Below are 22,976 nucleotides of genomic sequence, written 5' to 3'. Positions count from 1 at the left end.
TTTGTTCAAAATTTAAAATCGAGTGATATAATGTGAGCCAAGTCACACTTTCATGTTTGCAGTAAGACGGCCAGAAGGGCTTCCCTGACCTTCCTTCTTTGCCGCCCGTGATGTCGATCGAATGTCGGGGATATCACTGATCCTAAGAGGTTTGCTACAGATGGCTACGTTAACCACCAGTTTGATCGTTATGCGCTGGGAACTCCTGAGCGCGGTAATGATGTTCTTCGCCAGCACCATGAAAATTCGTTTGCGTCAAAACAGTCATCACGTAATGGCGCTGCTGTGCGGGGGAATTGGGGTTGGCATGTCCTGCTGGTTTGTTACCGGCCTGCTTGGCATTACGCTGAGCATGGAGAATCTGCACAACTTTATGGAAATCTCGAAGAACGCCTTTATCGAAGTGATGAGCCAAACGCCGACCGACTGGCCAATGCCTTAATCGCTGCCCATAAAAAACCCCGCTTACGCGGGGTTTTTTATTTTGCTGTGTGATTCTTAAATTTTCTTCAATACGGCCGGAATAGTCACTTCCGCCACCGTGACGCCCGGTATCTTCGTACCGCGACGATCCTGAATCCACATATCACCCATCATTTGATTTAGCCCGCGATCCAGACCGGTAACCAAGCCAGCGCCCGGCGTGAAGGTTAATTCGCCGAAGTAGATCTGGTCGTTATCGATGTACCAATCCACGCGCACATAATCGAAATCACTCGCCAGCTTTTTACTCAGCGCCAGGGCGTGCTGTAACGAGGCCATCTGCGGCGTAACGTCCAGGCCAGTATCACGAATCTTGTGATACGCCTCGTTAAGATTGTTAACGTAAAAATTCATCGACAACAGCGGATTACAGCGGTTGTAGATCACCTGCAGCACATATTCAAAGCTGCCATCGCGCTTATTGAACATGTGGAATTTGTAATCGATCGGCGCCGTTTTACCATCGCCAATATACTGCTCGACCAGGATGCGCGGCTTAATGTAGCGGTAATGAATCTCACGCGCTTCGTTAGCAAAGTCGGTCTTCAGCCAGCGGTGGCAGTCGCTAATGATCTGCTGCTTCTTCAGTGCATCCGGCTCTTCCAGCAGGATTTCGACCATATTAGACGCGTGATTCGGCTTAATAACCGTGTTTTTCCAGCTCGGCAGCGTATGCAGCGAGCTTGGATCGCTGGTTTCATACACCAGTGGGATCAGGTATTCGCTGCCCACTTTCTCGGCGATGTATTCGCGCACCGAATATTTGTCCGACAGACGGCCATAGATCTGATAATCACCGTGGACAAATTTGCGGTACAGCACCTTCTCGTTAAAGACTTTCGGCTCACGCAGATTGGGCAGCCTGCGGAACTTGTGAAAGTAGTAGATACGATCCTGGGTAGCCCAGGGCATCTTCTTAATGAAGTACTGCACGCTTCTTCTGAGTTCTTCTTTCAACTTGAGCATATCTGACCTCATTTGTAGGTTTTGTAGTTGAGTGAGGAAACCTGGATTTTTTGGATGACGCCGTTTTTGAAGAAGTAATTCATTACGGTAAGGGACAGCAATTCTGAGATGAAAACGCTCCAGGCGGCACCCATGATGCCGTAGCTTTGGATCAGCCACCACGACAGCGGCAAGCTGATAACCATCAGGCAAACAATTTTCTTCAACAGATAATTAAACCCGCCTTCTTTGACCATGTAGCGATACGCCACGGTCCCCATCGCCGAAAAGCAGGTTGCTAACGACAACAACGTAATGAGACTTCCTGACTGTGTGTACTCGTGACCATACAAAGCGATGATGATTTTTTCGCCGTACATCGCGATCACCGCTAACAACAACAATGAAACACCCATGACATAACCATTAAGCCGTGCTGTCAGCTTGATGGCGGCTTCTCCACGCTCACGGAAAATTTCCGAGAAACAGGAAGTGATGATGGCGACCGGGATAAAAATCCATGAAGCCGAAATAGTATTGGCGGCAGCGAACAGGCCGAGGTCGCGCGCAGAGGCGATACCCGCCAGGAACATCTGTGCCGCTTTCACCTGCACCGAGATAAAGATGCTGGAGATAGCCAGCGGCAGTCCGGCGTACAGCAGATAGCGCAGATAGGTACCGCGCTTCTCTTGTGGCGGCGCCACATCCTGATTCTCGCGATAAAAGTTAAAGCGCTTAATCACGTACGGCACCAGCGTGACGGCGACAATCGAAACGGTCAGCCACAGCGGATTGAGGTGCAGCCAGGCGATGGCAAAACTCAGGGTGAAACCCAGCAGCAAACCGACAGAGTTGGCGATGGTATTTAGCCGCGAAGCCAAACGCGCGTTGTTATAAACGCTGAAAGTGTCCTGCGTGACGAAAACCGAAGAAATAAACGAGGCCAGAGCAAAGGCAAGGAAATTTTCCTGCATGTTGTACCAGACCCAAATCAACACCGGCAGCGAAGTGAGCAGCAGTAACACCATGCGCATGTTGCGCGCTACGGTCATCAGGCGCAGACCTTTCGGCGCACTTTTACTGATGCGCTTAAACAAAATGGTTTCTGTCCCGAAAATCGCCACAGTTTGCACCATGGAGAATAGCGAGGCGGAAAACGCCATTTGGCCAAAGATGGTTGGGCCAAAGGATTTTGCCACGTAGGAGGTCACAAATATGACGCCGAACACGGAGACAATCTTTTCAGACATCATCCAGGCGGCATTAGACATTACGCTCAATTTCATTGACTGATCCTTAGTATTACGAACTACAACAACTTTCGGTACAACATCCTTGAAATGAATTAACAAGCGCTCAGTGGGCCTGACTTATTTTAAGAACTTCAAACCAAACTGGTCCGAAAAATGAGACTCGCGTCGATAATTAGAGAATATATTCAGGAAAATTCTGATTAAATCCGGCGCGAAACTCAGTGGATGTAAACGATTTCAGCCTAAATTCTAAGCAAAGGTTTACTGGCATAGCCCGATATTTCTGTAAGGGGTTTATGCCGTTTTCCATGGAATGTAGTATTTTTCTGCATTTGGGATGGAGAGAATTTATATCAAAAACCTAACGCCCGGAAGGCGTTCATTGGCATTCATAATAAAATAAGATTTATCCCATGATGATATTTCTTATAAATATCTTAATTTAACCCTCGCAATTCAAATCGCGCACTTTAATACTGCATTAATAGTGTTTTTGCAGTGCCAGATATTAATACAGTAATTCTCATCCACTAATTGATAAGAAAGGTAATAGCATTTATGAGAAAGTCACGATATAGCGAAGAGCAAATCACAAATGCCATTAAAGCTTCTGAAACGGGAGTGAAAGTCAGGGAAATTTGTGAGGAGCTTGGCATTTCCGAGGCCACTTTCTATAGCTGGAAGAAGAAGTTTTCTGGGCTATCTTCCGAAGAAGGCAGAAAAATCAAGGAGCTAGAAGACCAGCTTCTTAACCTCACGCGTGAGCTGCAATCACTGAGTTCCGATAAAGAGATGCTGCAAAGCGTATTGAAAAACTTCTTCACCACCAATGAAAAGCGCCAGGCGGTTAACTTCCTGCAAACCACATTCGACATAGGTACCCGTCGTAGCTGCCGTTTACTGGATATTAGCCGTAGCGTTTATCATTATCCTGCAGGTACAGATAATCGCTAACACCATTAAGGCCGATGTTATTTGACTTAATGCTGAGATTTGTTCTTACAAGAAGATATGAAGATCATTTAATTCGGCGTTCACAACATAACAATTCGAACCAATTTTTCCTGATGAATTCCATCGCGGAATTGCTTCCTTTTTTGCGGTAAAATAGATTCACATCAGCAAAAGTCTCTCTATTCAAGCCATTTAAACGAAGTCCAATCTCATTACGGTGAGATTGGCGCTTCGATTATTACTTTATCAACATTAATCATCTGACCTGAATGCAGACATTTCTGTTAAGCATTAATGAACAACTGCATGTAACCGCTCACACACTCACTCTGTTTTAGAGTGGATCTGTTCCGGCATTCATTTGTCATAATGCTGATGCACGTAGACTAAAATTCGTTGCGCGCTGCCAGGAATAGTCCGGATAAGAAACGTTATCTCCCCTAAACAATAACTGCAAAAAAGCGCTAGAAAAGATAAATAGTCGGGGATTAATCATCGCTGCGCTTAATGGTTTTTTATCCGCATCACATCGAATGATTCTTAACACCACACTATCTCCTTAAGCAAAAAGTGGCTTTATAGCCGTTTTATTCAGTGCCAAAGGGCAATAAACGGTAGGTTAGATGCATGTTTTTCGCGTTATCTGCGTGCGCTTTTGCCGCTTTAGGTCCCCCGCTAGCAGGAATCACAGCCGCTTATTGAAGGTTTAGGTCACCTTAAGGCTAACCTTTAAGCGCCACAGCGCTGCCAGAGCACGATGGCTTATGACAAATGAGCACTAAAATAGCGTCTAAATTCGGCAGGAATGTTATATCGAGGTTCAGATGAGGGGTAGAAATGGCAATAGCGTCCGCAGATCGGGTTGGTCAAATTCTTAAAATACAGGGGAATACGCTGCCGAAATGATTCTTCAGCAGCGTTATTTTGCTGATTTATACCGCTGTGATTTGCGGCTGCGGTTTGATACGCATCGCGTTGATCACACCAATAATCAGACAGCCAATACCCACCGCGGTTAACAGCGGCGGCCAGCTTTGTCGCCAGAGGAAGGTCCACAGCAAACCCGCTAAGGTTTCAAACACGATTAACGGTCCCATGATCACCGTTGGCACGCGCTGACTGGCGGCATTCCAGCACAGCGTGCCCAACCAGGAACAAATCAGCCCAATTGCTAACATCATTAATAGAAAGCGTTGCGGCTGCGGTCCGAACGGCAGATCAAATCCAGGTTGCTGCCAGTAAAGCTGCCCGCAAACTAATAGATAGAACACCAGCGCCAGCGGCAATGTCACTAACCCTTGCGCCGTCGCCCAGCTTGAGGGTTTGTGTTGGGGATGGGCACGCATCCACAAACCGTTGCGCAGCGGATACCATGTCCAGCATGCCACCGCCAGCACGGCTAAAAGCAAACCGGTTAAATAACGCGACCAATCAAAATCCGGCCCCTGGGTTTGCAACTCCGCGGCATTCACACAAGCCAGCCCTACGGCAATAATCAGCAGAGCGGGCGTCAGCTTGCGCCACGGCAAGCGTCCTTCGAGGTGGCCATAGCAGAGATTCGCGGTCACGGTGATCACCACCGGCAAGGTGCCGATAATCATCGTTGAAATCGGTGCGCCGGTGCGTTGAATCGCACTGGCGAGTAAGGCGTAATACAGCAGATTACCGATTAGCGACAGTTTCAGCGCTTCAAACCAATCTTTACGCGTTAGCTGTCGTAAACGACGGCGATCCAGCCAGGCGAGCGGTAACACCACTAAACCAAAGGCCACATAGCGCCCGGCCGATTGTAAGGTGCCCGGATAATCCGGTATTAGCAGCGGGCCGACAAAGATCAATCCCCACATCAGCCCCGCAGCGAGGGCAAACAGTATTCCAGCAAACATAAACTCTTCCTTTATAGGCATTCCGCTGCAGTGTGACGCAGCCTGGCGTTAAAGGCTTGTAGCAGATTGCGGTTAGCGCAGTGGGAAGACTTGTTTTTGATAGCGGCCGGGTGTGATGCCGTAGCGATGCGCGAAGGCGCGCGTGAGATGCGCCTGATCGGTCAGGCCGACCGAAGCTGCAACCGTGGCGGCACTCGCACCACGCGCCAGCAGTTGTTTGGCGGCAAACAAGCGAAACGCCATCAGCATTTGATGCGGGGTAACGTGGAAGTGTTGTTTGAAGCTGCGCAGGAAATGCCATGGCGACAGTGACGCCAGCGCAGCAAGCTCTTCGAGGCGCACCGGTTCGGCGAGGTTTTCCCGTAAATAGTCTCTTACCGCATCGAAGCGGTGTGCGCCTTCGATCGGTCGTTGCTGTCCCTGCCGTGCCAGCGGCCGCATTAACTCCAGCAGTTCAAGCAGAATGCTTTCGCGCTCCAGCGCAGTTTGCGCCTGCCACATCTGCGCCAGCAGTTGAGAAAACGGCTGCGCCAGACGCGCATCGGTGCGCAGTGCATCATTGAACCACCAATGACGATCGCCCGTCAGACGATCCATTTCGTGCGGATCAATATAGATCATGCGATAGCGCCAGCCTTCGTCGCAGGCCGATTCGCCGGTATGCAGTTCGTCAGGATTCATCATCACCAGCGAATGCTGAGGCGCGGTGTAGTTGGCACCACGATAGCGAAAACGCTGAGCACCGGATTCAATCGTCCCGATACCAAAGGCTTCATGCGTATGCGGTTCAAAGGCGTAGCGGGAGATGTGCGCCTGGTAAAGCTCAATGCCCGGCAGCTCAGCGAAATGCTGAAACTGCGCACGATCTTGCTCGCAAGGAAAGACTTCAGGAACCACCTTCACCACACACCTCCGGATTAAAACCTCTGTAAGCATGCGCGGCAGTAGCGATAAATGCAAAGCGGATTTGCTTTACCTCATCGCGTATTCACCGGACACTAAAACGACTTAAAAAGGAGATAAATATGGCCAATCGCGTGGTTGTGGTAGTGGATATGCAAAATGGCGTGCTAGCAACGCCGCGTTTTGATGGCGCCGGACGTTGTGAGCGAATCAATCAGTTAACCGCCGCAGCCGATCAGGTGATCTTCATCCAGCACGTTGGTCCCGGTTTAGAGGCTAACTCCGCAGGCTGGGCAATCGTGCCCGAATTACACCAGCCAGCCAACGCCATCTTCGTCAACAAAACCGCCTGCGACAGCTTCTGGCAAACCGATCTCGCCGCCCACCTCGATCATCTCGAGATTAAAAGCTTTGTGATTTGTGGCTGCGCGACCGATTACTGTGTCGATACCACGATTAAAGTCGGCGCCAGCCTCGGCTATCACATCACGGTCGCCGCCGATGCGCATACCACCGCAGACCGTACTTATGCTTCGGCACAGCAGCAGATCAATCAGCATAACGAAGTATGGGCAGATTTGATTATGCCGGGCAATCCGGTGTTGGTTCGCGAAACGGAAGCATTGCTGCGGGAATGGCGACCGCATTAATGCAGGAATAGGTTCAGCTCCAGTCGAAAAAAAACTGCCACTCCTCACGGAATGGCAGCTCTGGATTCATTGACAATGCGCCCGAGTGTTCAGGCGAATAATCAGAACGGAATATCGTCGTCAAAATCCATTGGCGGTTCGTTGTTCGCCGGTGCGCTCTGCTGCTGTGGACGCTGCTGCGCGCCGCCGCTGAACTGGTTGCCACCGCCTTGCGGCTGCTGTTGTGGCTGCTGTGGCTGGCCCCAACCGTTGTTATTGCCGCCGCCCTGACCGCCCGCCGGTGCGCCACCTGCGTTCGCGCCCTGCTGACGTCCACCCAGCATCTGCATGGTGCCGCCAACGTTCACAACCACTTCAGTGGTGTATTTTTCCTGGCCGCTCTGGTCGGTCCATTTACGGGTGCGCAGCTGGCCTTCGATGTAAACCTGGGAACCTTTACGCAGGTATTCACCCGCCACTTCCGCCAGTTTGCCGAACAGCACAACACGATGCCATTCCGTGATCTCTTTGTTTTCACCGGTGGCTTTATCGCGCCAGCTTTCTGACGTGGCCAGCGTAATGTTGGCTACCGCGCCACCATTTGGCATGTAGCGCACTTCCGGATCCTGACCCAGATTCCCGACTAGAATCACTTTGTTTACGCCACGACTGGCCATGTTGCTGTCTCCCGATGAGTTGATGCTAAAAGTCTAAGCGAAAAATTGTATCACGTCACATTGGCGTGTGCCCACTTTAGAGCGGGATTCCAATTTTTTTCCAGCAAGTAGAATAGCAAAAAACACTGGATATTTATTCAGGTTATTTTTTGTGCCATAATGGAGCGTTTCTGCTGGTCGTGCTGGCAAGGCATGGCGAGTGTTGTTCAATCCGGGAAAGGTGAATGGATAAGATCGAAGTCCGCGGTGCTCGCACCCATAATTTGAAGAACATCAACCTGATCATCCCTCGCGATAAGCTCATTGTGGTCACCGGTCTGTCAGGTTCCGGTAAGTCTTCGCTGGCGTTTGATACGCTGTATGCTGAAGGCCAGCGTCGCTATGTCGAATCGCTTTCGGCCTATGCGCGCCAGTTTCTTTCATTAATGGAGAAACCGGACGTTGACCACATTGAAGGTCTTTCGCCCGCCATCTCCATTGAGCAGAAATCGACTTCGCATAACCCGCGTTCCACCGTCGGCACCATAACCGAAATTCACGACTACTTGCGCCTGCTGTTTGCACGCGTCGGCGAGCCGCGCTGTCCGGATCATGACGTTCCGCTGGCCGCGCAAACCGTTAGCCAGATGGTCGATCAGGTATTGTCGCAGGAAGAGGGCCGTCGCCTGATGCTGCTGGCGCCAGTGGTGAAAGATCGTAAAGGCGAACACACCAAAACGCTGGAAAATCTCGCCGCACAGGGTTATATCCGTGCGCGTATCGACGGCGAAGTGTGCGACCTGTCGGATCCGCCGAAGCTGGAATTACAGAAGAAACACACCATCGAAGTGGTGATTGACCGCTTCCGCGTGCGCGAGGACCTAGCAACGCGTCTGGCGGAATCTTTTGAAACCACGCTGGAACTCAGCGGTGGTACGGCGATCGTCGCCGATATGGACGATACCAGCGCCGAAGAGATGCTGTTCTCGGCGAACTTTGCCTGCCCAATTTGTGGCTATAGCATGCGCGAGCTCGAACCGCGCCTGTTCTCGTTCAACAACCCAGCCGGCGCTTGCCCGACCTGCGATGGCTTGGGCGTGCAGCAATATTTCGACCCCGATCGCGTGGTGCAGAATCCCGAGCTGTCGCTGGCCGGTGGCGCCATCCGCGGCTGGGATCGCCGTAATTTCTACTATTTCCAGATGCTGCGCTCGCTGGCAGAGCATCTGCAATTCGATGTCGAAGCTCCGTTTAATAGCCTGAGCGACAATGCGCGCAATGTGATTCTGTACGGTTCCGGCAAAGAGAATATCGAATTCAAATACATCAACGATCGGGGTGATACTTCGGTGCGCCGCCATCCGTTTGAAGGCGTGCTGCACAACATGGAGCGCCGTTATAAAGAGACGGAATCCAACGCGGTACGCGAAGAGCTGGCGAAATTTATCAGCAACCGCGCTTGTGCCAGCTGTGAAGGCACCCGTTTGCGTCGTGAAGCGCGTCATGTCTTTGTCGAAAACACCAACCTGCCGACCATCTCTGAGATGAGCATCGGGCATGCGATGGAGTTCTTCGCCAATATGAAGCTGAGCGGCCAACGCGCGCAGATCGCCGAGAAAGTCCTGAAAGAGATCGGCGATCGCCTGAGCTTCCTGGTCAACGTCGGCTTGAACTACCTGTCGATGTCACGCTCGGCAGAAACGCTCTCCGGCGGTGAAGCGCAGCGTATTCGTCTGGCCAGCCAGATTGGTGCTGGCTTGGTGGGCGTTATGTATGTACTGGATGAACCCTCCATCGGTCTGCATCAGCGCGATAACGAACGCCTGTTAGGTACGCTGATTCACCTGCGCGATCTCGGTAATACGGTGATTGTGGTAGAGCACGATGAAGATGCGATTCGCGCGGCTGACCATGTGATCGATATCGGGCCAGGCGCTGGCGTGCATGGTGGTCAGGTGGTGGCGGAAGGCGATGTGCACGCGATCATGGCGAATGAAAATTCACTCACCGGCCAGTTCCTTAGCGGCAAGCGTGAGATCGCGATTCCAAAAGAGCGCGTCAAAGGCGATCCCGCCAAAGTACTGAAACTGACGGGTGCGCGCGGTAACAACCTCAAAGACGTCACGCTGACGATTCCGGTCGGCTTATTTACCTGTATTACCGGCGTGTCCGGCTCGGGTAAATCGACGCTGATTAACGATACGCTGTTCCCGATTGCGCAGCGCCAGCTCAACGGGGCTACCACCATCGAAGCCGCGCCTTATCGTGAGATCGCCGGTCTCGAACACTTCGATAAAGTGATCGATATCGATCAGAGCCCGATTGGCCGTACCCCGCGCTCTAACCCCGCGACCTATACCGGCATTTTCACGCCGGTGCGCGAGCTGTTCGCCGGTGTGCCGGAAGCGCGTTCACGTGGATACAATCCTGGCCGCTTCAGCTTTAACGTACGCGGCGGACGCTGTGAAGCCTGTCAGGGCGATGGCGTGATCAAGGTAGAGATGCACTTCCTGCCTGACATCTACGTGCCGTGCGACCAGTGCAAAGGCAAACGCTATAACCGCGAAACGCTGGAGATTAAATACAAAGGCAAGAGCATCCACGAAGTGCTGGATATGACTATCGAAGAGGCGCGTGAGTTCTTTGATGCCGTTCCAGCGCTGGCGCGTAAGCTGCAAACGCTGATCGATGTTGGCCTGTCGTATATCCGCCTCGGCCAGTCGGCGACGACGCTGTCAGGCGGTGAAGCCCAGCGCGTTAAGCTGGCGCGTGAGCTGTCAAAACGCGGTACAGGCCAGACGTTGTATATCCTTGATGAGCCGACCACCGGTCTGCACTTTGCGGATATTCAGCAACTGCTGGAAGTGCTGCATCAGCTGCGCGATCAGGGCAACACCATCGTGGTGATTGAGCACAATCTCGACGTGGTCAAAACCGCTGACTGGATTGTCGATCTTGGTCCGGAAGGTGGCAGCGGCGGCGGGGAAATCCTGATTTCCGGCACGCCAGAAACGGTGGCAGAGTGTGAAAAATCACACACGGCACGTTTCCTTAAGCCAATGTTGAAAAAGTGATTTTCTCTCAGGCCCGCTAATGCGGGCCTTATTTTTGCTGCCAATTCCCACAGCGAAATGCAGGAACAGGCAAGAATCAGACAACTTCAGGCATATACGCATTTCATCCTGCTGACTATCCTTACAGCGTTCCTTTTGGCGTCCATACGCCCTTTATCCCTTCAGTCCGCTGAACGGGATCCCGCATAAAACTCACGACACATCCGACTGGAGACACCATGAATATTACGCATGCCTATGCCGCACAGGACGCGAAAGCAAAACTCGCCCCGTTCGACTTTAAGCCACGCGAACTGCGCGCTCATGATGTGCAGATTGAAGTGTTGTACTGTGGCGTTTGCCACTCAGACTTGCATACCGCGCGCAATGAATGGCGCAACACCATTTTCCCAGTGGTACCTGGCCATGAAATCGTGGGCCGCGTGACTGCCGTTGGCGCTCACACACACAACTATAAAGTGGGTGACCTGGTCGGCGTTGGTTGTATGGTTGATTCCTGCCGCAGCTGTCCTAGCTGCCAGGAAGGACTGGAGCAGTATTGCGAAAATGGTTTTGTCGGCACCTATAACGGTGAAGACCGCGAAACCGGCGCCATCACCTACGGCGGCTACGCCACCAACATGGTGGTAGATGAAAGCTTCGTACTGCGCGTGCCGGAAAATCTCGATCTGGCAGGTGTTGCACCTCTGCTGTGTGCCGGTATCACCACTTACTCACCGCTGCGCCACTGGAACGTGGGTCCGGGTAAAAAAGTGGGTATCGTCGGCCTCGGCGGTCTGGGCCACATGGGCGTGAAGCTGACCCATGCTATGGGTGCGCATGTGGTGCTGTTCACCACGTCACCGTCCAAAATTGAAGACGGTAAGCGCCTCGGCGCAGATGAAGTGGTGATCTCGAAAGATGCCGATCAGATGGCACAGCATACCAATAGCTTTGACTTCATACTGAATACCGTTGCGGCGCAGCACGATCTCAACCCGTTCATCACCCTGCTGAAGCGCGACGGCAACATGACGCTGGTTGGCGCACCGGAGCACGATCACCCGGCACCGCAGGTATTTAACCTGATCTTTAAACGTCGTAGCGTCGCCGGTTCACTGATTGGCGGCATTGCAGAAACCCAGGAGATGCTGGATTTCTGTGGCAAGCACGGCATCACCTCGGATATCGAGCTGATCGCGATGAACCAAATCAACGAAGCCTACGAACGTATGCTGAAAAGCGACGTAAAATATCGTTTCGTGATTGATATCAACACCCTGCGCGAAGAGTCTGCGGCTTAACCGGCCTCAGTTCTCATCATGGTTGACGCCCGCCGCGCGCGTGGCGTCAGCCTGTTGCCAGGAGGCATCCACCAGATAGTAAATCTGCGAATCCTTCAGTGAACCATCCAGCCACAGCGTGCTCCAGTGCGACTTATTTAAATGCTCACTGGGAAACACATCGCTATGTTCCTCTCGCAGTAAATCCGCCAGTGCGGGTGACGCTTTCAGCGATAATGCTGGCCGCCCTTTCACCTCATATAGCATGGCAAACAGCACGCCTTCGCTTTTAATTTGCGTCGCTTGCCACACGTCTTTGTAGCTCTGCTCTGCGCCTGGCTTGCCCATGCAGTAAGTCAGTAAATCCGAAGTGTTCATGTTTTATTCCCCTTGTAAGGTCGCAACAATGCGCCGCGCGCCGCCATGTACGCGATGCTCACCCAGCCAGATTCCCTGCCACGTGCCCAGTAACAAGCGCCCGCGACTTACCGGAATCAGGAGTGAAACACCCAGTAACGATGATTTGATGTGAGCGGGCATGTCATCGGCCCCTTCGTAATCGTGCTGATAAGGTGCATTTTCCGGAACATGACGTAAGAAGTGCTGCTCCATATCGCTGCGCACCGTGGGATCACAATTTTCATTCAGCGTCAGTGACGCCGAAGTGTGCTGTAGCAAGAGATGCAGCTGACCAATGCGCACATCGGTTAAGCCGTTAAGCTGGCCGACAATCTCGTCGGTGATGAGATGAAAACCGCGCGCTTTGGCGCTCAGCGTCAGAGTTTGTTGATGCCACATGCCAGAATCCTAAAATGAAACACACCGTTTAAGTGTGCAGCATGTCAGCGAAAGGTAAACCCTATGACAAGGAAAAAGCGGCAGAGCGTGAAGTCTGCCGCCTGAAGGTTAGTCGTTCAGCTTAGCGGCCATCGCTTTGATGCTGCCCACATCATCTTTAGTCATCGCGGCCAGACGCTCGCCATACTCTTTATCGGCTTTATAGAAATACGACAGCATGATGGCGCGGCTTTGCACATCGACACCTTTCAGCGCCCCGCCCAGCGAGGTAATCAGATCGCTTTTCTCTTTATCGTTAAAGGAACGATACAGCTCGCCAGCCTGCTTGAAGTTCTGCGTTTTGGCGAGGGTGGCCTGCTGCGTCACACCGCTCAGCGGACTGTGGCTATAACGCGCACTTTGCAGTTCTTCACGTGGATAGATGCGGCTAGGCTGATAGTTCACGCCATGATCGTCGGCCTTACCGCTGTTCATGGCGCCATCCTGATTGCCGTTGCTGACCAGCACGCGCGGCGCGTTGACCGGCAAACTTAGCCCATTAGCGCCGATGCGATACATCTGGGTATCAGCGTACGAGAACAAACGCCCTTGCAGCAGACGATCTTCCGATGCCTCAATGCCCGGCACCAGATTCGATGGCGCCATCGCTACCTGCTCGGTCTCCTGGAAGAAGTTATCGACGTTGCGGTTGAGCTCCATCTGCCCCACTTTCACTTCAGCAATGCCCGGCCAGATTTTGGTCGCATCCAGTGGATTGAAATCGAACTTATCGATATCGCTGGCTTTGATGGTTTGAATGTAGAGATCCCATTTCGGATAGGCTTTATTGTTGATCGCCGCCACCAAATCTTCGGTCATATGACTAAAGGTGCCGCTTTGAATCGCTGCGACTTCAGCAGGATCGAGATTTTTCTCGCCCTGCAGCGTTTTCCAGTGGAACTTCACGTAGTGCACTTCGCCTTTCGCGTTAACGAATTTGTAGGCGTGCACGCTGTTGCCATCCATCTGGCGATAGTTAGCGGGTGTGCCCATGTTGGAGAACAGCATGGTCAGACCGTGCGTGGCTTCTGGCACGTGTGAGAAGAAATCAAAGGTGCGGGCATCATTGCCCAGGTTGGTGCGCGGATCGGGCTTAAAGGCATGCACCATGTCCGGGAATTTGATCGCATCGCGGATGAAGAACACCGGCAGGTTGTTACCGACTAAATCCCAGTTGCCCTGGCTGGTGTAAAATTTGGTGGCGAAACCGCGCGGATCTCGCAGCGTCTCCGGCGAATGTTTGCTGTGCACCACCGACGAGAAGCGCACAAACACCGGCGTCACGCTGCCTGGCTTGAACACGTCTGCCATCGTCAAATCACTGATGTCTTTGCTGGCGCGGAACTCACCGTGTGCGCCGGTGCCGCGCGCGTGCACTACGCGCTCCGGAATACGTTCACGGTCAAAACGCTGCAGCTTTTGAATCAGCTGCACATCCTGCAGCAACACGGCGCCGTGCTCACCCGCGGTTTGCGAATTCTGGTTATCACCGACCGGTGCGCCATTGTCACGCGTCAATTCAGTCGCAAAGGTAGGCAGCGAGAGGGCCAATGTCATGGCATAACAGAGGGGTTTCAGTGCGGTAGAGAAATGGTTCATGGGGCGATTCCTTATTGTTAGACTTCCTGGTTTCTGGCGGCTTCCGACCAGATAAAAGCCCGCCAAAACTAACGTCGCATCCCACCGCTCCCCACAAGAACCGTCTTAATCATACGCATAAAAAAACCACCCGCGTTAAAGCTGGGTGGTTCAGTTAAACAGCGGCGCGCAAAAAGAGTTACATCACCGCAGCAAACGCCTCAGCAACCTGATTAACGTTACGGCTGTTCAGGCCAGCTACGCACATACGGCCGCTGGCGATCAGGTACACGCCGAACTCATCGCGCAGGCGATCAACCTGCTGTGCGCTCAAACCGGTGTAGCTGAACATACCGCGCTGCTTCAGCAGGTAATCAAAGTTTTGCCCTGGCAGCTTAGTGCTCAACACCTTCACCAGCGCCTGGCGCATCTCAATAATACGCAGACGCATGGCTTCCACTTCGGCCAGCCAGTTGTTCAGCAACGCCTCGTCATTCAGCACGCAGGAAACAACCTGAGCACCAAAGTTTGGCGGGCTGGAGTAGTTACGACGTACGGTAGCTTTCAACTGGCCGAGGACACGCGCCGACTCTTCTGCACTGTCGCACACGATAGAAAGTCCGCCGACGCGCTCGCCGTATAGCGAGAAGATTTTAGAGAATGAGTTGCTGACCAGCGCAGGCAAACCGGCTGCCGCAATCGCGCGAATCGCATAAGCATCTTCTTCCATGCCCGCCCCAAAGCCCTGATAGGCGATATCGAGGAACGGAATCAGCTCCTGCGCTTTCAGGACTTCGGTGGTTTCATCCCACTGCGCGTTAGTCAGATCGGCGCCGGTTGGGTTGTGGCAGCACGGATGCAGCAGCACGATGGATTGCTTCGGCAACGTTTTCAGTTTGGCAATGAACGCATCAAACTTCACGCCGTTGGTCTCAGCGTCGTACCACGGATAGGTATCCACGTCGAAACCCGCACCGTTGAAGATCGCGATGTGGTTTTCCCACGTTGGATCGCTCACCCACACGTTTGAAGCAGGGAAGTAGCGCTTCAGGAAATCGGCACCGACTTTCAGTGCGCCCGAACCACCCAGCGTCTGGATGGATGCAATGCGACCCGCTTGCAGCATCGGATGTTGTTTACCAAACAGCAGCGGTGCAATCGCGTTACGGTAAGCGTTCAAACCTTCCATCGGCAGATACAGTGACGCCTGATGCGGCTGCGCCTGCAGACGCTCTTCCGCTGCGGCAACGGCCTGCAGCTGAGGAATAATGCCCGCTTCGTTGTAATAGAGACCAATGCTTAGGTTTACTTTGTTATCGCGCGGATCTTGTTTGAAAGTTTCCATCAGCGACAGAATCGGATCGCCGGCATAAGCATCAACGTTTTGAAACACGGTGCAGATCTCCATGATTGGTCATAAATAAGAGGTAAAGAGGCGTCATTAAACCAGGTAACGGCCGGGACGATGATTCATTGCGATGATGAGATTAAGGATCACCGCGCCCGCAATTGAGGCCAACAGCATGGGTAACGACACCACAAACAGCGAGGCTAACACCACGCAGGTATCGACCGCCATCTGCAGTTTTCCGGCACGCAGACCGATGCGGTCCTGCAACCAGAGCGCCAGAATATTGATGCCGCCGAGGCTGGCTTTGTGACGGAACAACACTATAAACCCAACGCCCATCACCACGTTACCGAACAGTGTCGCATAAAACGGATTTAGCGCAGAAAAATGCACAAACAGCGGGTGCAGATGGGTAAACAGCGAAACCAAACCCACCGCGCAGAAGGTTTTCAGGGTGAATTCCCAGCCCATGCGGCGTACCGCCAGCCAGTAAAATGGCAGGTTGATCAGGAAGAACGCGCTACCAAAGGAGAGCGGCGACAAATAGCTGATCAAAAAGGCAATACCCGCCGAGCTGCCGGTCAACGCGCCGGCTTGTTTCAGCATGATGACACCAAAAGACACCATCAGCGTGCCGAGCACGATCGCCAGCGCATCTTCAACGAGTGAGTGAGGAACTTTAGTGGGTTGAACAACGTTATCCATGGGTTAATCTCATTGCAAATGATGCCCTTCAAATGCAAAAAACGCACCACATCGGCGACCTATGTTAGCCGCCGATGGGTGCCAGTGATTATCCAATTGATAACTAAGGCGCTTTATTGCAGGTTTTTGTGCATCAATCAGGACTCAAACCATCAACTTATGCACAAATCCATTTTCTGGTGCGCGTTTTTTGCATTAATACGGCAATTATTGCACCAGATTAGCACATCATGCACTTTTTTGGCGCGTTTTGTGCTGGGGAATCATCATCAAACCGTTCTCTTTGAGACGGCTTAAAACCACGGAGGTTTTTACGTGGGCGACACTCTGATGGCCGGCCACTAACTGGCTGATCAACGCGCTGAGTGAGGCTAAATCGGCGACCGCCACCTTCAGAAGATAATCGGCATCGCCGGTCGTTTTGAAAGCATCAACAATCGCCGCTTCCTCTTCCACCATGCGATGGAAGCTCTCTTCATAATCCGGCGTATGGTTTTTCAATCTCACTTCAATTAATCCCACCATGCCCAAGCCAACCGCGTCTGGCGACAGGCGAGCGTGATAGCCAAGAATGAGATTTGCCTGCTCAAGATTGATGCGGCGACGTGAACATTGTGACGCCGAAAGTCCGACTAAATCGCTGAGTTCTTGATTGGTGAGGCGTCCATTAGATTGTAATAGAGTCAATATCTTAAGGTCGTGATCGTCTACCTGAGTCATTCTGTTTCCACAGCGTTATTGAGTGCGCTTTGTTACAGATAACCTGATTAACGCCGGGGTTGTCCAACACTATTTTCTGATGACGTGAAATGCATGCACAAATCGTGCATGCATCTGCGGAGAAAGGATTATTCGTCGTCGTATTGCGGGCCAGCATAGTTATCAAAACGCGACCATTGACCATTAAAGGTCAAACGTACCGTACCGATCGGGCCGTTACGCTGCTTACCGAGGATGATCTCGGCGATGCCTTTCAGATCGCTGTTTTCGTGATACACCTCGTCACGATAGATGAACATGATCAAGTCGGCGTCCTGCTCGATCGAGCCGGATTCACGCAGATCCGAGTTGACCGGGCGCTTATCGGCGCGCTGCTCCAGCGAGCGGTTCAGCTGCGACAGTGCGACGACCGGCACATTCAACTCTTTGGCCAGCGCTTTGAGCGAGCGCGAGATCTCGGCGATCTCTAACGTACGGTTATCCGACAGCGCCGGTACACGCATCAGTTGCAGGTAGTCGATCATGATTAAGCTCAATCCACCGTTTTCTCGGAAGATGCGTCGCGCGCGCGAACGCACTTCGGTTGGCGTCAGGCCAGAAGAGTCATCAATAAACATGTTCTTCTTCTCAAGCAAAATCCCCATGGTGGCAGAGATGCGCGCCCAATCCTCATCTTCCAACTGACCGGTACGAATACGCGTCTGGTCCACGCGCGACAGCGACGCCAGCATACGCATCATCAGCTGTTCGCTGGGCATCTCCAGACTGAAAATCAGTACTGGCTTATCCTGCAACATGGCGGCGTTTTCACACAGGTTCATGGCGAACGTGGTTTTACCCATCGACGGACGCGCCGCGACGATAATCAGATCTGAGCCCTGTAATCCGGCAGTTTTTTTGTTCAAATCCTGATAACCGGTATCGACGCCGGTGACGCCATCGTGCGGCGTGGAGACCAACGCCTCAATGCGCGATACCGTGGCTTCCAGAATCTGCTCGATGTTCTGCGGCCCCTGATCTTTATTGGCGCGCTGCTCAGCGATTTTGAAGACGTTAGATTCGGCGAAATCGAGCAGGTCTTCGCTGCTGCGTCCCTGCGGATCGTAACCCGCATCGGCGATTTGGTTCGCCACCGAGATCATTTCGCGCACGACCGCACGTTCACGCACGATATCGGCATAGGCACCGATATTCGCCGCACTTGGGGTGTTTTTCGCCAGTTCGGCCAGATAGGCGAAGCCGCCCGCCATCTCTAATTCACCCAGCGTTTCCAGTGATTCAGACAGCGTTATCAGGTCGATCGGTTGGCCCGCCTCCAGCAAACGCTGCATCTCTGTGAAAATCATGCGGTGCGAGCGGTTGAAGAAATCGTTGGCGACGACGCGTTCAGAGACGTTGTCCCAGCGCTGGTTATCCAGCATTAACCCACCGAGCACCGACTGCTCCGCTTCTATGGAATGCGGCGGCATTTTCACGCCTTCCAGCTGCCGATCGCGGGGTTCGTTCGATTTGTTGGTGGGTTTATTTCCTGCCATAGTGAATGCATTACCGATCGTGAAAGGGACGCGCAAGTATACCGTCCCAGGATGAACAATCACAGGAGTCAGAATGGCAAAGCGTATTCAGTTCAACCAACACGGCGGCCCCGAAGTACTGCAATGGGCCGATTTCGAGTTAGCCGATCCTGCCGAACACGAAGTACAGGTGGAGAATAGAGCGATTGGTATTAACTACATTGATACCTACGTGCGCAGCGGCTTATATCCAGTAGGCTCATTCCCATCAGGTTTGGGGACGGAAGCGGCCGGCGTGGTTAAGCGTGTGGGATCGGCAGTGACGCGCTTTAAAACGGGCGATCGCGTGGTGTATTGCCAGGCCGCGCTGGGAGCTTATAGCGAAGCGCATAATGTGGCCGAAGATCGATTAGTGATCCTGCCGGATAGCATCAGCTTTGAGCAAGGTGCAGCCTCGTTCCTTAAGGGTTTAACCGTGCAGTATCTGCTGCGCCAAACCTATAAAGTGAAAGCCGATGAAATCTTCCTGTTCCATGCCGCTGCCGGTGGCGTCGGTTTGATTGCCTGCCAATGGGCCAAGGCGCTGGGCGCGCATCTGATTGGTACCGTGGGGAGCGCGGAAAAAGCGCAAATCGCCAAAGATGCGGGTGCATGGGCGACGATTAACTATCGCGAAGAGGATATCGCTAAGCGCGTAAGCGAGTTGACCAACGGTGAGAAAGTCGCAGTTGTGTATGACTCGGTGGGGAAAGATACCTGGGAACCTTCGCTGGATAGCCTACGTCGTCACGGATTAATGGTGAGCTTTGGCAATGCATCGGGCCCGGTAACGGGCATCGACCTGGGTATTCTGAATAAGAAAGGCTCGCTGTTTGTCACCCGACCTTCACTGTTTGGCTACATCACCAATCGTGAAGAACTGGATGCCGCCAGCAACGAGTTGTTCTCACTGATTGCCAGCCGGGCGATTCAGCTAAATGTGCCGGAGCAGCAGAAATTTGCCTTGAGCGATGCGGTGCGCGCGCATCAGGTGCTGGAGAGCCGGGCAACGCAAGGTTCGAGCCTGCTGATTCCCTGATCGCCTAAAAGCAAACGGGGCTTCCTATTAGGAAGCCCCTTTTTCTTTCTTTTTTATAGTTCGCGCTGGTGTAGGGACAGCGGCGATGAATTCGTTTGTAACAACGCCAATCATCCTGACAGAAAACATAAGTAAAAAATATGTTTAATTGCGGAATTGATCTAAGCAATTTTCGAGTCTGTGATCGTCACCGCATTTAGCGCCAGCTCTTTCTCTCTAAGTCACTGATTTTTCTTTTCAGCCTGCGTAACTTTGCCTCGCCTGATGGCGTAGTAAATGCACGATAAAGCCACACGGCAATGACCGCCAATACCAGCCATGGCAACACTTTGATAACAATTGCCAGTAACCCGCCGAAGAACATCAAAGCAGTGGCAACGACCAATGCCGCGATAACTCCCAGCAGCGAAACGCCGGTAAACAGCAGCATGAGAAAAAAGCCGAGAACAAATAGAATTTCCACGAAGGTTCTCCTGTGTAAGTAACATCAGGAGTATTACAAGATGCGTGCCAGGTAAGAACTTCAGCTAACACGTTGAAATAATTGATAGCGCCAGAATGGCGATGCCTGAGACGTGGTGGAAATTGCTAACTTGTGGCGCAGAAAAAACCAACTGTAAGGGATTATTGTGCTGTGGTTCCGGTGCGCATCAATGCGCACCCTACAACTGGCTTGCTTAGGATCGCCATCCATCGCGACCTTACAACAATAATTACAGCGCTTCCTGCGGGATTTTATCCGCAACCAGCGCCAGCGCCGCTTCTACCACGCGCACATCTGCGCCGGGCTTGTGGGCATTCTCACTCAAGTAGCGGCGCCACTGGCGAGCACCGGGAATTCCCTGGAACAGGCCAAGCATATGACGCGTAACGTGGCCGAGATACATGCCTTTCGATAACTCCGCTTCGATATAGGGATACATCGAGCGCACCACTGCCACAGGATCGACAGTTGGCGTATCGCGTCCAAACAGTTCGCGATCCACTTGCGCCAGAATGCCAGGATTTTGATAGGCTTCACGCCCCATCATCACGCCATCCATATGCTGCAGATGCAGTTTGGCCTCTTCCAGCGTCTTAATACCGCCGTTTATCGCCATGGTCAGTGCTGGAAAATCGCGCTTCAGCTGATAGACGCGTGGATAATCCAGCGGCGGAATTTCACGGTTCTCTTTCGGGCTTAAACCTGACAACCAGGCTTTGCGCGCGTGGATAATAAAGGTATCGCAGCCGCCCTGTTGCGCCACGGTGCCAATAAAATCACACAAAAATTCATAGCTATCCTGCTCGTCAATGCCGATACGGGTTTTTACCGTGACCGGGATGCTCACGACGTCGCGCATGGCTTTAATGCAATCGGCAACCAGCGCGGCATCAGCCATCAGGCAGGCGCCAAAACGGCCGTTCTGAACGCGGTCGGAAGGACAACCTACATTCAGGTTGATCTCATCGTAGCCACGCTCTTCAGCCAGTTTGGCGCACTGCGCCAGCGCAGCGGGATCGCTACCGCCGAGTTGCAGCGCCAGCGGATGTTCATCCTCGCTATAGGCCAGATAGTCGCCCTTACCGTGAATGATTGCGCCAGTCGTCACCATTTCGGTGTACAGCAGCGTATCGCCGCTCAACTTGCGGTGGAAATAGCGACAGTGGCGATCGGTCCAGTCGAGCATGGGGGCGATAGAAAAACGTTGCGAGGAGAAAGTATCGGTCATGAAACGCAGTAAATCCGCAGTGAGTTAAGTGATGAGAAACTGCGCAATGATACCACAGCAAAACGGGCGACACAGCCGCCCGTTTGCAGGATTAAAACCTTGCTGGGGTTAGAAGTTAAATCCGAGTTGCAACATCGCACCCACGGTATTGTCTTTGCCGACCGAACCGGCCAGATCCAGATGGACCGTATTGTTGAACGGTGACACGCCCAAACCAGCGGTAAAGACATCGGTATCATTCGATTTCAGATCGGCGCGATAACCGGCGCGCAGCGCCAGCCAATCCAGCACACGATACTCTGCGCCCACGCCCGCATATTGGCTGGACTCTTCCGATTTGAAGCGCTTGGTTTCGGTCAGATCAACATCACCCGCCAACGTGAACGGTCCGTTATTCCAGGAGAGCCCGGTAGTCACCAGCGGACGAATTTGATAGGTATCGCGGTAGCCGTTGACCTCTTTGGTGTCGATATCGCGCGAAATCAGGTTTTGACCGGTCACGCCAAAGGTCCAGTTGTCACCAAAATCAGTGGCCACGCCGGCATCCACGTTGAAACCGGTATCGCTGCTGCGATAGCGGCTGCTGTTGATGTCGCTCTTGTCGTAGTTATAAATACTGGCGGTGTAGTTATACAACCAGGTTTTCTGCAGTTTTGGCGTCACGCCGACTGAAACCGGATGGCCAGCAATCGAGAATTCATGCGCAACTGCAACACCATAATCCGTGACTAACGCGGCCAGGCCGTTGGCGCTGGAACGCAGATTATCTTCATCTCCCGGTACGGGAATGATGGTGCCATTAGCAACACCGCGTAGGTAGGCAATATCGCTATCAGCTACGTTGGCTCGCACATGCGCCGTTCCGTATGCTTTGGTGATAAAAGCAAAGGGCAACGTTTCATTTGGCACGGTGACTGCCAGCGCCACACCCGCGGTGGCATTCGCTTTATTGCCGCGTAGATCGCTGAGCTGATTAGCCACATCGCCCGCTGCCGCTTTAAGTTGTGGATAACCATTAAGGTAATCTGCAAAGGTCAGGTTATCGATGACATTCTGATAACGATCGACGGTATCGGTGATGTCATCAACGCGATCCAGTAATTTGTCTTTGTCAGTCACCTGCGCCCCTGCTGAAGGGATAATAATGCTGACGTTATCTTCAGGCTGCGCTTTGGTCATCAATGCTGGGTTCGCCAGCACCGCTGAACTCCAGGTAGAAGAAGCTACCCCCGTACCGCCCATCGCATCATTACGCGCGTCATACCATGTTCCTGCTGCCAGAGCCGACGAGGAGAGAAATACCGCATTCAAACCAACAAGATAAGCTACTTTTTTGTGCCTGAATAATGTCTTCACCATGAGTCTGCCATCACCTTTAAAATGTCGCTGAGCCACTCACCGACGGAACAGTTTAGTTAGCCGCTATTCTGAACCCT

Annotated in this window: 21 protein-coding genes; 6 read left to right on the top strand and 15 right to left on the bottom strand. The window is 52.6% G+C overall.

Going from position 1 to position 22,976, the window contains the following annotated elements; genetic code table 11:
- Nucleotides 1–160 precede the first annotated feature (160 nt).
- The gene (locus WH298_RS11310) at nucleotides 161–442 is read left to right on the top strand and encodes a YjcB family protein (protein ID WP_008109973.1); all 282 of its coding nucleotides are present in this window, start codon (nucleotides 161–163) and stop codon (nucleotides 440–442) included.
- Nucleotides 443–498: 56 nt separating this feature from the next.
- Here the strand turns inward: WH298_RS11310 and WH298_RS11305 are convergent, their stop codons facing one another.
- Together WH298_RS11305 and WH298_RS11300 are read right to left on the bottom strand one after the other, a co-directional pair.
- On the bottom strand, nucleotides 499–1,449 hold the full coding sequence (locus WH298_RS11305) for an ATP-grasp fold amidoligase family protein (protein WP_009128641.1): 951 nt from the start codon (nucleotides 1,447–1,449) through the stop codon (nucleotides 499–501).
- Nucleotides 1,450–1,457: 8 nt separating this feature from the next.
- Nucleotides 1,458–2,714: an MATE family efflux transporter gene (locus WH298_RS11300; RefSeq protein ID WP_009128638.1), complete on the bottom strand. Its 1,257-nt coding sequence runs from the start codon at nucleotides 2,712–2,714 to the stop codon at nucleotides 1,458–1,460.
- Between the two features lie 525 nt (nucleotides 2,715–3,239).
- Between WH298_RS11300 and WH298_RS11295 the strand changes: the two genes are divergently transcribed.
- Nucleotides 3,240–3,635: an IS3 family transposase gene (locus tag WH298_RS11295; RefSeq protein ID WP_008109970.1), complete on the top strand. Its 396-nt coding sequence runs from the start codon at nucleotides 3,240–3,242 to the stop codon at nucleotides 3,633–3,635.
- A gap of 932 nt (nucleotides 3,636–4,567) precedes the next feature.
- Here WH298_RS11295 and WH298_RS11290 read toward each other — a convergent pair.
- Entirely contained in the window at nucleotides 4,568–5,521 is a 954-nt protein-coding gene (locus WH298_RS11290; RefSeq protein ID WP_180822873.1) for a DMT family transporter, read from the bottom strand.
- 72 nt (nucleotides 5,522–5,593) lie between these two features.
- Nucleotides 5,594–6,424, bottom strand: a complete 831-nt coding sequence (locus WH298_RS11285) for an AraC family ligand binding domain-containing protein (protein ID WP_180822872.1) — start codon at nucleotides 6,422–6,424, stop codon at nucleotides 5,594–5,596.
- A 122-nt stretch (nucleotides 6,425–6,546) separates the two neighbouring features.
- Between WH298_RS11285 and WH298_RS11280 the strand changes: the two genes are divergently transcribed.
- On the top strand, nucleotides 6,547–7,074 hold the full coding sequence (locus tag WH298_RS11280; protein WP_180822871.1) for an isochorismatase family protein: 528 nt from the start codon (nucleotides 6,547–6,549) through the stop codon (nucleotides 7,072–7,074).
- A gap of 101 nt (nucleotides 7,075–7,175) precedes the next feature.
- Here WH298_RS11280 and ssb1 read toward each other — a convergent pair whose 3' ends face one another.
- A complete protein-coding gene (gene ssb1, locus WH298_RS11275; RefSeq protein ID WP_009128630.1) occupies nucleotides 7,176–7,730 on the bottom strand; it encodes a single-stranded DNA-binding protein SSB1 in 555 nt (184 codons plus the stop codon).
- Between the two features lie 224 nt (nucleotides 7,731–7,954).
- Here ssb1 and uvrA point away from each other — a divergent pair, with 224 nt between their 5' ends.
- The gene (uvrA, locus tag WH298_RS11270) at nucleotides 7,955–10,783 is read left to right on the top strand and encodes an excinuclease ABC subunit UvrA (protein ID WP_180822870.1); all 2,829 of its coding nucleotides are present in this window, start codon (nucleotides 7,955–7,957) and stop codon (nucleotides 10,781–10,783) included.
- Nucleotides 10,784–11,001: 218 nt separating this feature from the next.
- A complete protein-coding gene (locus WH298_RS11265; protein ID WP_180822869.1) occupies nucleotides 11,002–12,066 on the top strand; it encodes an NAD(P)-dependent alcohol dehydrogenase in 1,065 nt (354 codons plus the stop codon).
- A gap of 6 nt (nucleotides 12,067–12,072) precedes the next feature.
- Here the strand turns inward: WH298_RS11265 and WH298_RS11260 are convergent, their stop codons facing one another.
- The 7 genes from WH298_RS11260 to dnaB all read right to left on the bottom strand — a co-directional run bounded on the left by WH298_RS11260 (nucleotide 12,073) and on the right by dnaB (nucleotide 18,771).
- Nucleotides 12,073–12,423 (bottom strand): MmcQ/YjbR family DNA-binding protein, encoded by a 351-nt coding sequence (locus WH298_RS11260; RefSeq protein WP_009128623.1) that lies wholly within the window; start codon nucleotides 12,421–12,423, stop codon nucleotides 12,073–12,075.
- Between the two features lie 3 nt (nucleotides 12,424–12,426).
- A complete protein-coding gene (locus WH298_RS11255; RefSeq protein WP_049851282.1) occupies nucleotides 12,427–12,843 on the bottom strand; it encodes a secondary thiamine-phosphate synthase enzyme YjbQ in 417 nt (138 codons plus the stop codon).
- Nucleotides 12,844–12,951: 108 nt separating this feature from the next.
- Nucleotides 12,952–14,439, bottom strand: a complete 1,488-nt coding sequence (locus WH298_RS11250; RefSeq protein WP_180823716.1) for a catalase — start codon at nucleotides 14,437–14,439, stop codon at nucleotides 12,952–12,954.
- Nucleotides 14,440–14,659: 220 nt separating this feature from the next.
- Nucleotides 14,660–15,853, bottom strand: a complete 1,194-nt coding sequence (locus WH298_RS11245; protein WP_152929118.1) for an amino acid aminotransferase — start codon at nucleotides 15,851–15,853, stop codon at nucleotides 14,660–14,662.
- A gap of 48 nt (nucleotides 15,854–15,901) precedes the next feature.
- Nucleotides 15,902–16,516 carry a YitT family protein gene (locus tag WH298_RS11240; RefSeq protein WP_009128614.1) on the bottom strand — a complete coding sequence of 205 codons (615 nt, stop codon included), beginning with the start codon at nucleotides 16,514–16,516 and terminating at the stop codon, nucleotides 15,902–15,904.
- A gap of 228 nt (nucleotides 16,517–16,744) precedes the next feature.
- Entirely contained in the window at nucleotides 16,745–17,236 is a 492-nt protein-coding gene (locus WH298_RS11235) for an Lrp/AsnC family transcriptional regulator (RefSeq protein WP_008109951.1), read from the bottom strand.
- A 128-nt stretch (nucleotides 17,237–17,364) separates the two neighbouring features.
- Nucleotides 17,365–18,771 (bottom strand): replicative DNA helicase, encoded by a 1,407-nt coding sequence (dnaB, locus tag WH298_RS11230; protein ID WP_036621482.1) that lies wholly within the window; start codon nucleotides 18,769–18,771, stop codon nucleotides 17,365–17,367.
- A 73-nt stretch (nucleotides 18,772–18,844) separates the two neighbouring features.
- On the opposite strand from dnaB, the gene WH298_RS11225 reads away from it, so the two are divergent.
- Nucleotides 18,845–19,828, top strand: coding sequence for a quinone oxidoreductase (locus tag WH298_RS11225; protein ID WP_180822868.1), 984 nt, complete (start codon nucleotides 18,845–18,847; stop codon nucleotides 19,826–19,828).
- Nucleotides 19,829–20,024: 196 nt separating this feature from the next.
- Here WH298_RS11225 and pspG read toward each other — a convergent pair whose 3' ends face one another.
- The 3 genes from pspG to WH298_RS11210 all read right to left on the bottom strand — a co-directional run bounded on the left by pspG (nucleotide 20,025) and on the right by WH298_RS11210 (nucleotide 22,899).
- Nucleotides 20,025–20,291: an envelope stress response protein PspG gene (pspG, locus tag WH298_RS11220; protein ID WP_009128606.1), complete on the bottom strand. Its 267-nt coding sequence runs from the start codon at nucleotides 20,289–20,291 to the stop codon at nucleotides 20,025–20,027.
- A 250-nt stretch (nucleotides 20,292–20,541) separates the two neighbouring features.
- Nucleotides 20,542–21,540: a tRNA dihydrouridine(20/20a) synthase DusA gene (dusA, locus tag WH298_RS11215; protein WP_180822867.1), complete on the bottom strand. Its 999-nt coding sequence runs from the start codon at nucleotides 21,538–21,540 to the stop codon at nucleotides 20,542–20,544.
- Between the two features lie 108 nt (nucleotides 21,541–21,648).
- A complete protein-coding gene (locus WH298_RS11210; RefSeq protein WP_009128602.1) occupies nucleotides 21,649–22,899 on the bottom strand; it encodes a conjugal transfer protein TraF in 1,251 nt (416 codons plus the stop codon).
- Nucleotides 22,900–22,976: the final 77 nt, after the last annotated feature.

Source organism: Pantoea nemavictus, assembly GCF_037479095.1.
GTDB lineage: Bacteria > Pseudomonadota > Gammaproteobacteria > Enterobacterales > Enterobacteriaceae > Pantoea > Pantoea nemavictus.
The sequence above is the reverse complement of the archived record's forward strand: the minus strand, read 5'-3'. Positions and strand labels throughout refer to the sequence as shown.

Bases quoted from the DNA above. Each gene is read 5' to 3' on its own strand.
- WH298_RS11310 (WP_008109973.1), top strand. From the start codon at position 161: ATGGCTACGTTAACCACCAGTTTGATCGTTATGCGCTGGGAACTCCTG.
- WH298_RS11305 (WP_009128641.1), bottom strand. From the start codon at position 1,449: ATGCTCAAGTTGAAAGAAGAACTCAGAAGAAGCGTGCAGTACTTCATT.
- WH298_RS11300 (WP_009128638.1), bottom strand. From the start codon at position 2,714: ATGAAATTGAGCGTAATGTCTAATGCCGCCTGGATGATGTCTGAAAAG.
- WH298_RS11295 (WP_008109970.1), top strand. From the start codon at position 3,240: ATGAGAAAGTCACGATATAGCGAAGAGCAAATCACAAATGCCATTAAA.
- WH298_RS11290 (WP_180822873.1), bottom strand. From the start codon at position 5,521: ATGTTTGCTGGAATACTGTTTGCCCTCGCTGCGGGGCTGATGTGGGGA.
- WH298_RS11280 (WP_180822871.1), top strand. From the start codon at position 6,547: ATGGCCAATCGCGTGGTTGTGGTAGTGGATATGCAAAATGGCGTGCTA.
- ssb1 (WP_009128630.1), bottom strand. From the start codon at position 7,730: ATGGCCAGTCGTGGCGTAAACAAAGTGATTCTAGTCGGGAATCTGGGT.
- uvrA (WP_180822870.1), top strand. From the start codon at position 7,955: ATGGATAAGATCGAAGTCCGCGGTGCTCGCACCCATAATTTGAAGAAC.
- WH298_RS11265 (WP_180822869.1), top strand. From the start codon at position 11,002: ATGAATATTACGCATGCCTATGCCGCACAGGACGCGAAAGCAAAACTC.
- WH298_RS11260 (WP_009128623.1), bottom strand. From the start codon at position 12,423: ATGAACACTTCGGATTTACTGACTTACTGCATGGGCAAGCCAGGCGCA.
- WH298_RS11255 (WP_049851282.1), bottom strand. From the start codon at position 12,843: ATGTGGCATCAACAAACTCTGACGCTGAGCGCCAAAGCGCGCGGTTTT.
- WH298_RS11250 (WP_180823716.1), bottom strand. From the start codon at position 14,439: ATGACATTGGCCCTCTCGCTGCCTACCTTTGCGACTGAATTGACGCGT.
- WH298_RS11240 (WP_009128614.1), bottom strand. From the start codon at position 16,516: ATGGATAACGTTGTTCAACCCACTAAAGTTCCTCACTCACTCGTTGAA.
- WH298_RS11235 (WP_008109951.1), bottom strand. From the start codon at position 17,236: ATGACTCAGGTAGACGATCACGACCTTAAGATATTGACTCTATTACAA.
- dnaB (WP_036621482.1), bottom strand. From the start codon at position 18,771: ATGGCAGGAAATAAACCCACCAACAAATCGAACGAACCCCGCGATCGG.
- WH298_RS11225 (WP_180822868.1), top strand. From the start codon at position 18,845: ATGGCAAAGCGTATTCAGTTCAACCAACACGGCGGCCCCGAAGTACTG.
- dusA (WP_180822867.1), bottom strand. From the start codon at position 21,540: ATGACCGATACTTTCTCCTCGCAACGTTTTTCTATCGCCCCCATGCTC.
- WH298_RS11210 (WP_009128602.1), bottom strand. From the start codon at position 22,899: ATGGTGAAGACATTATTCAGGCACAAAAAAGTAGCTTATCTTGTTGGT.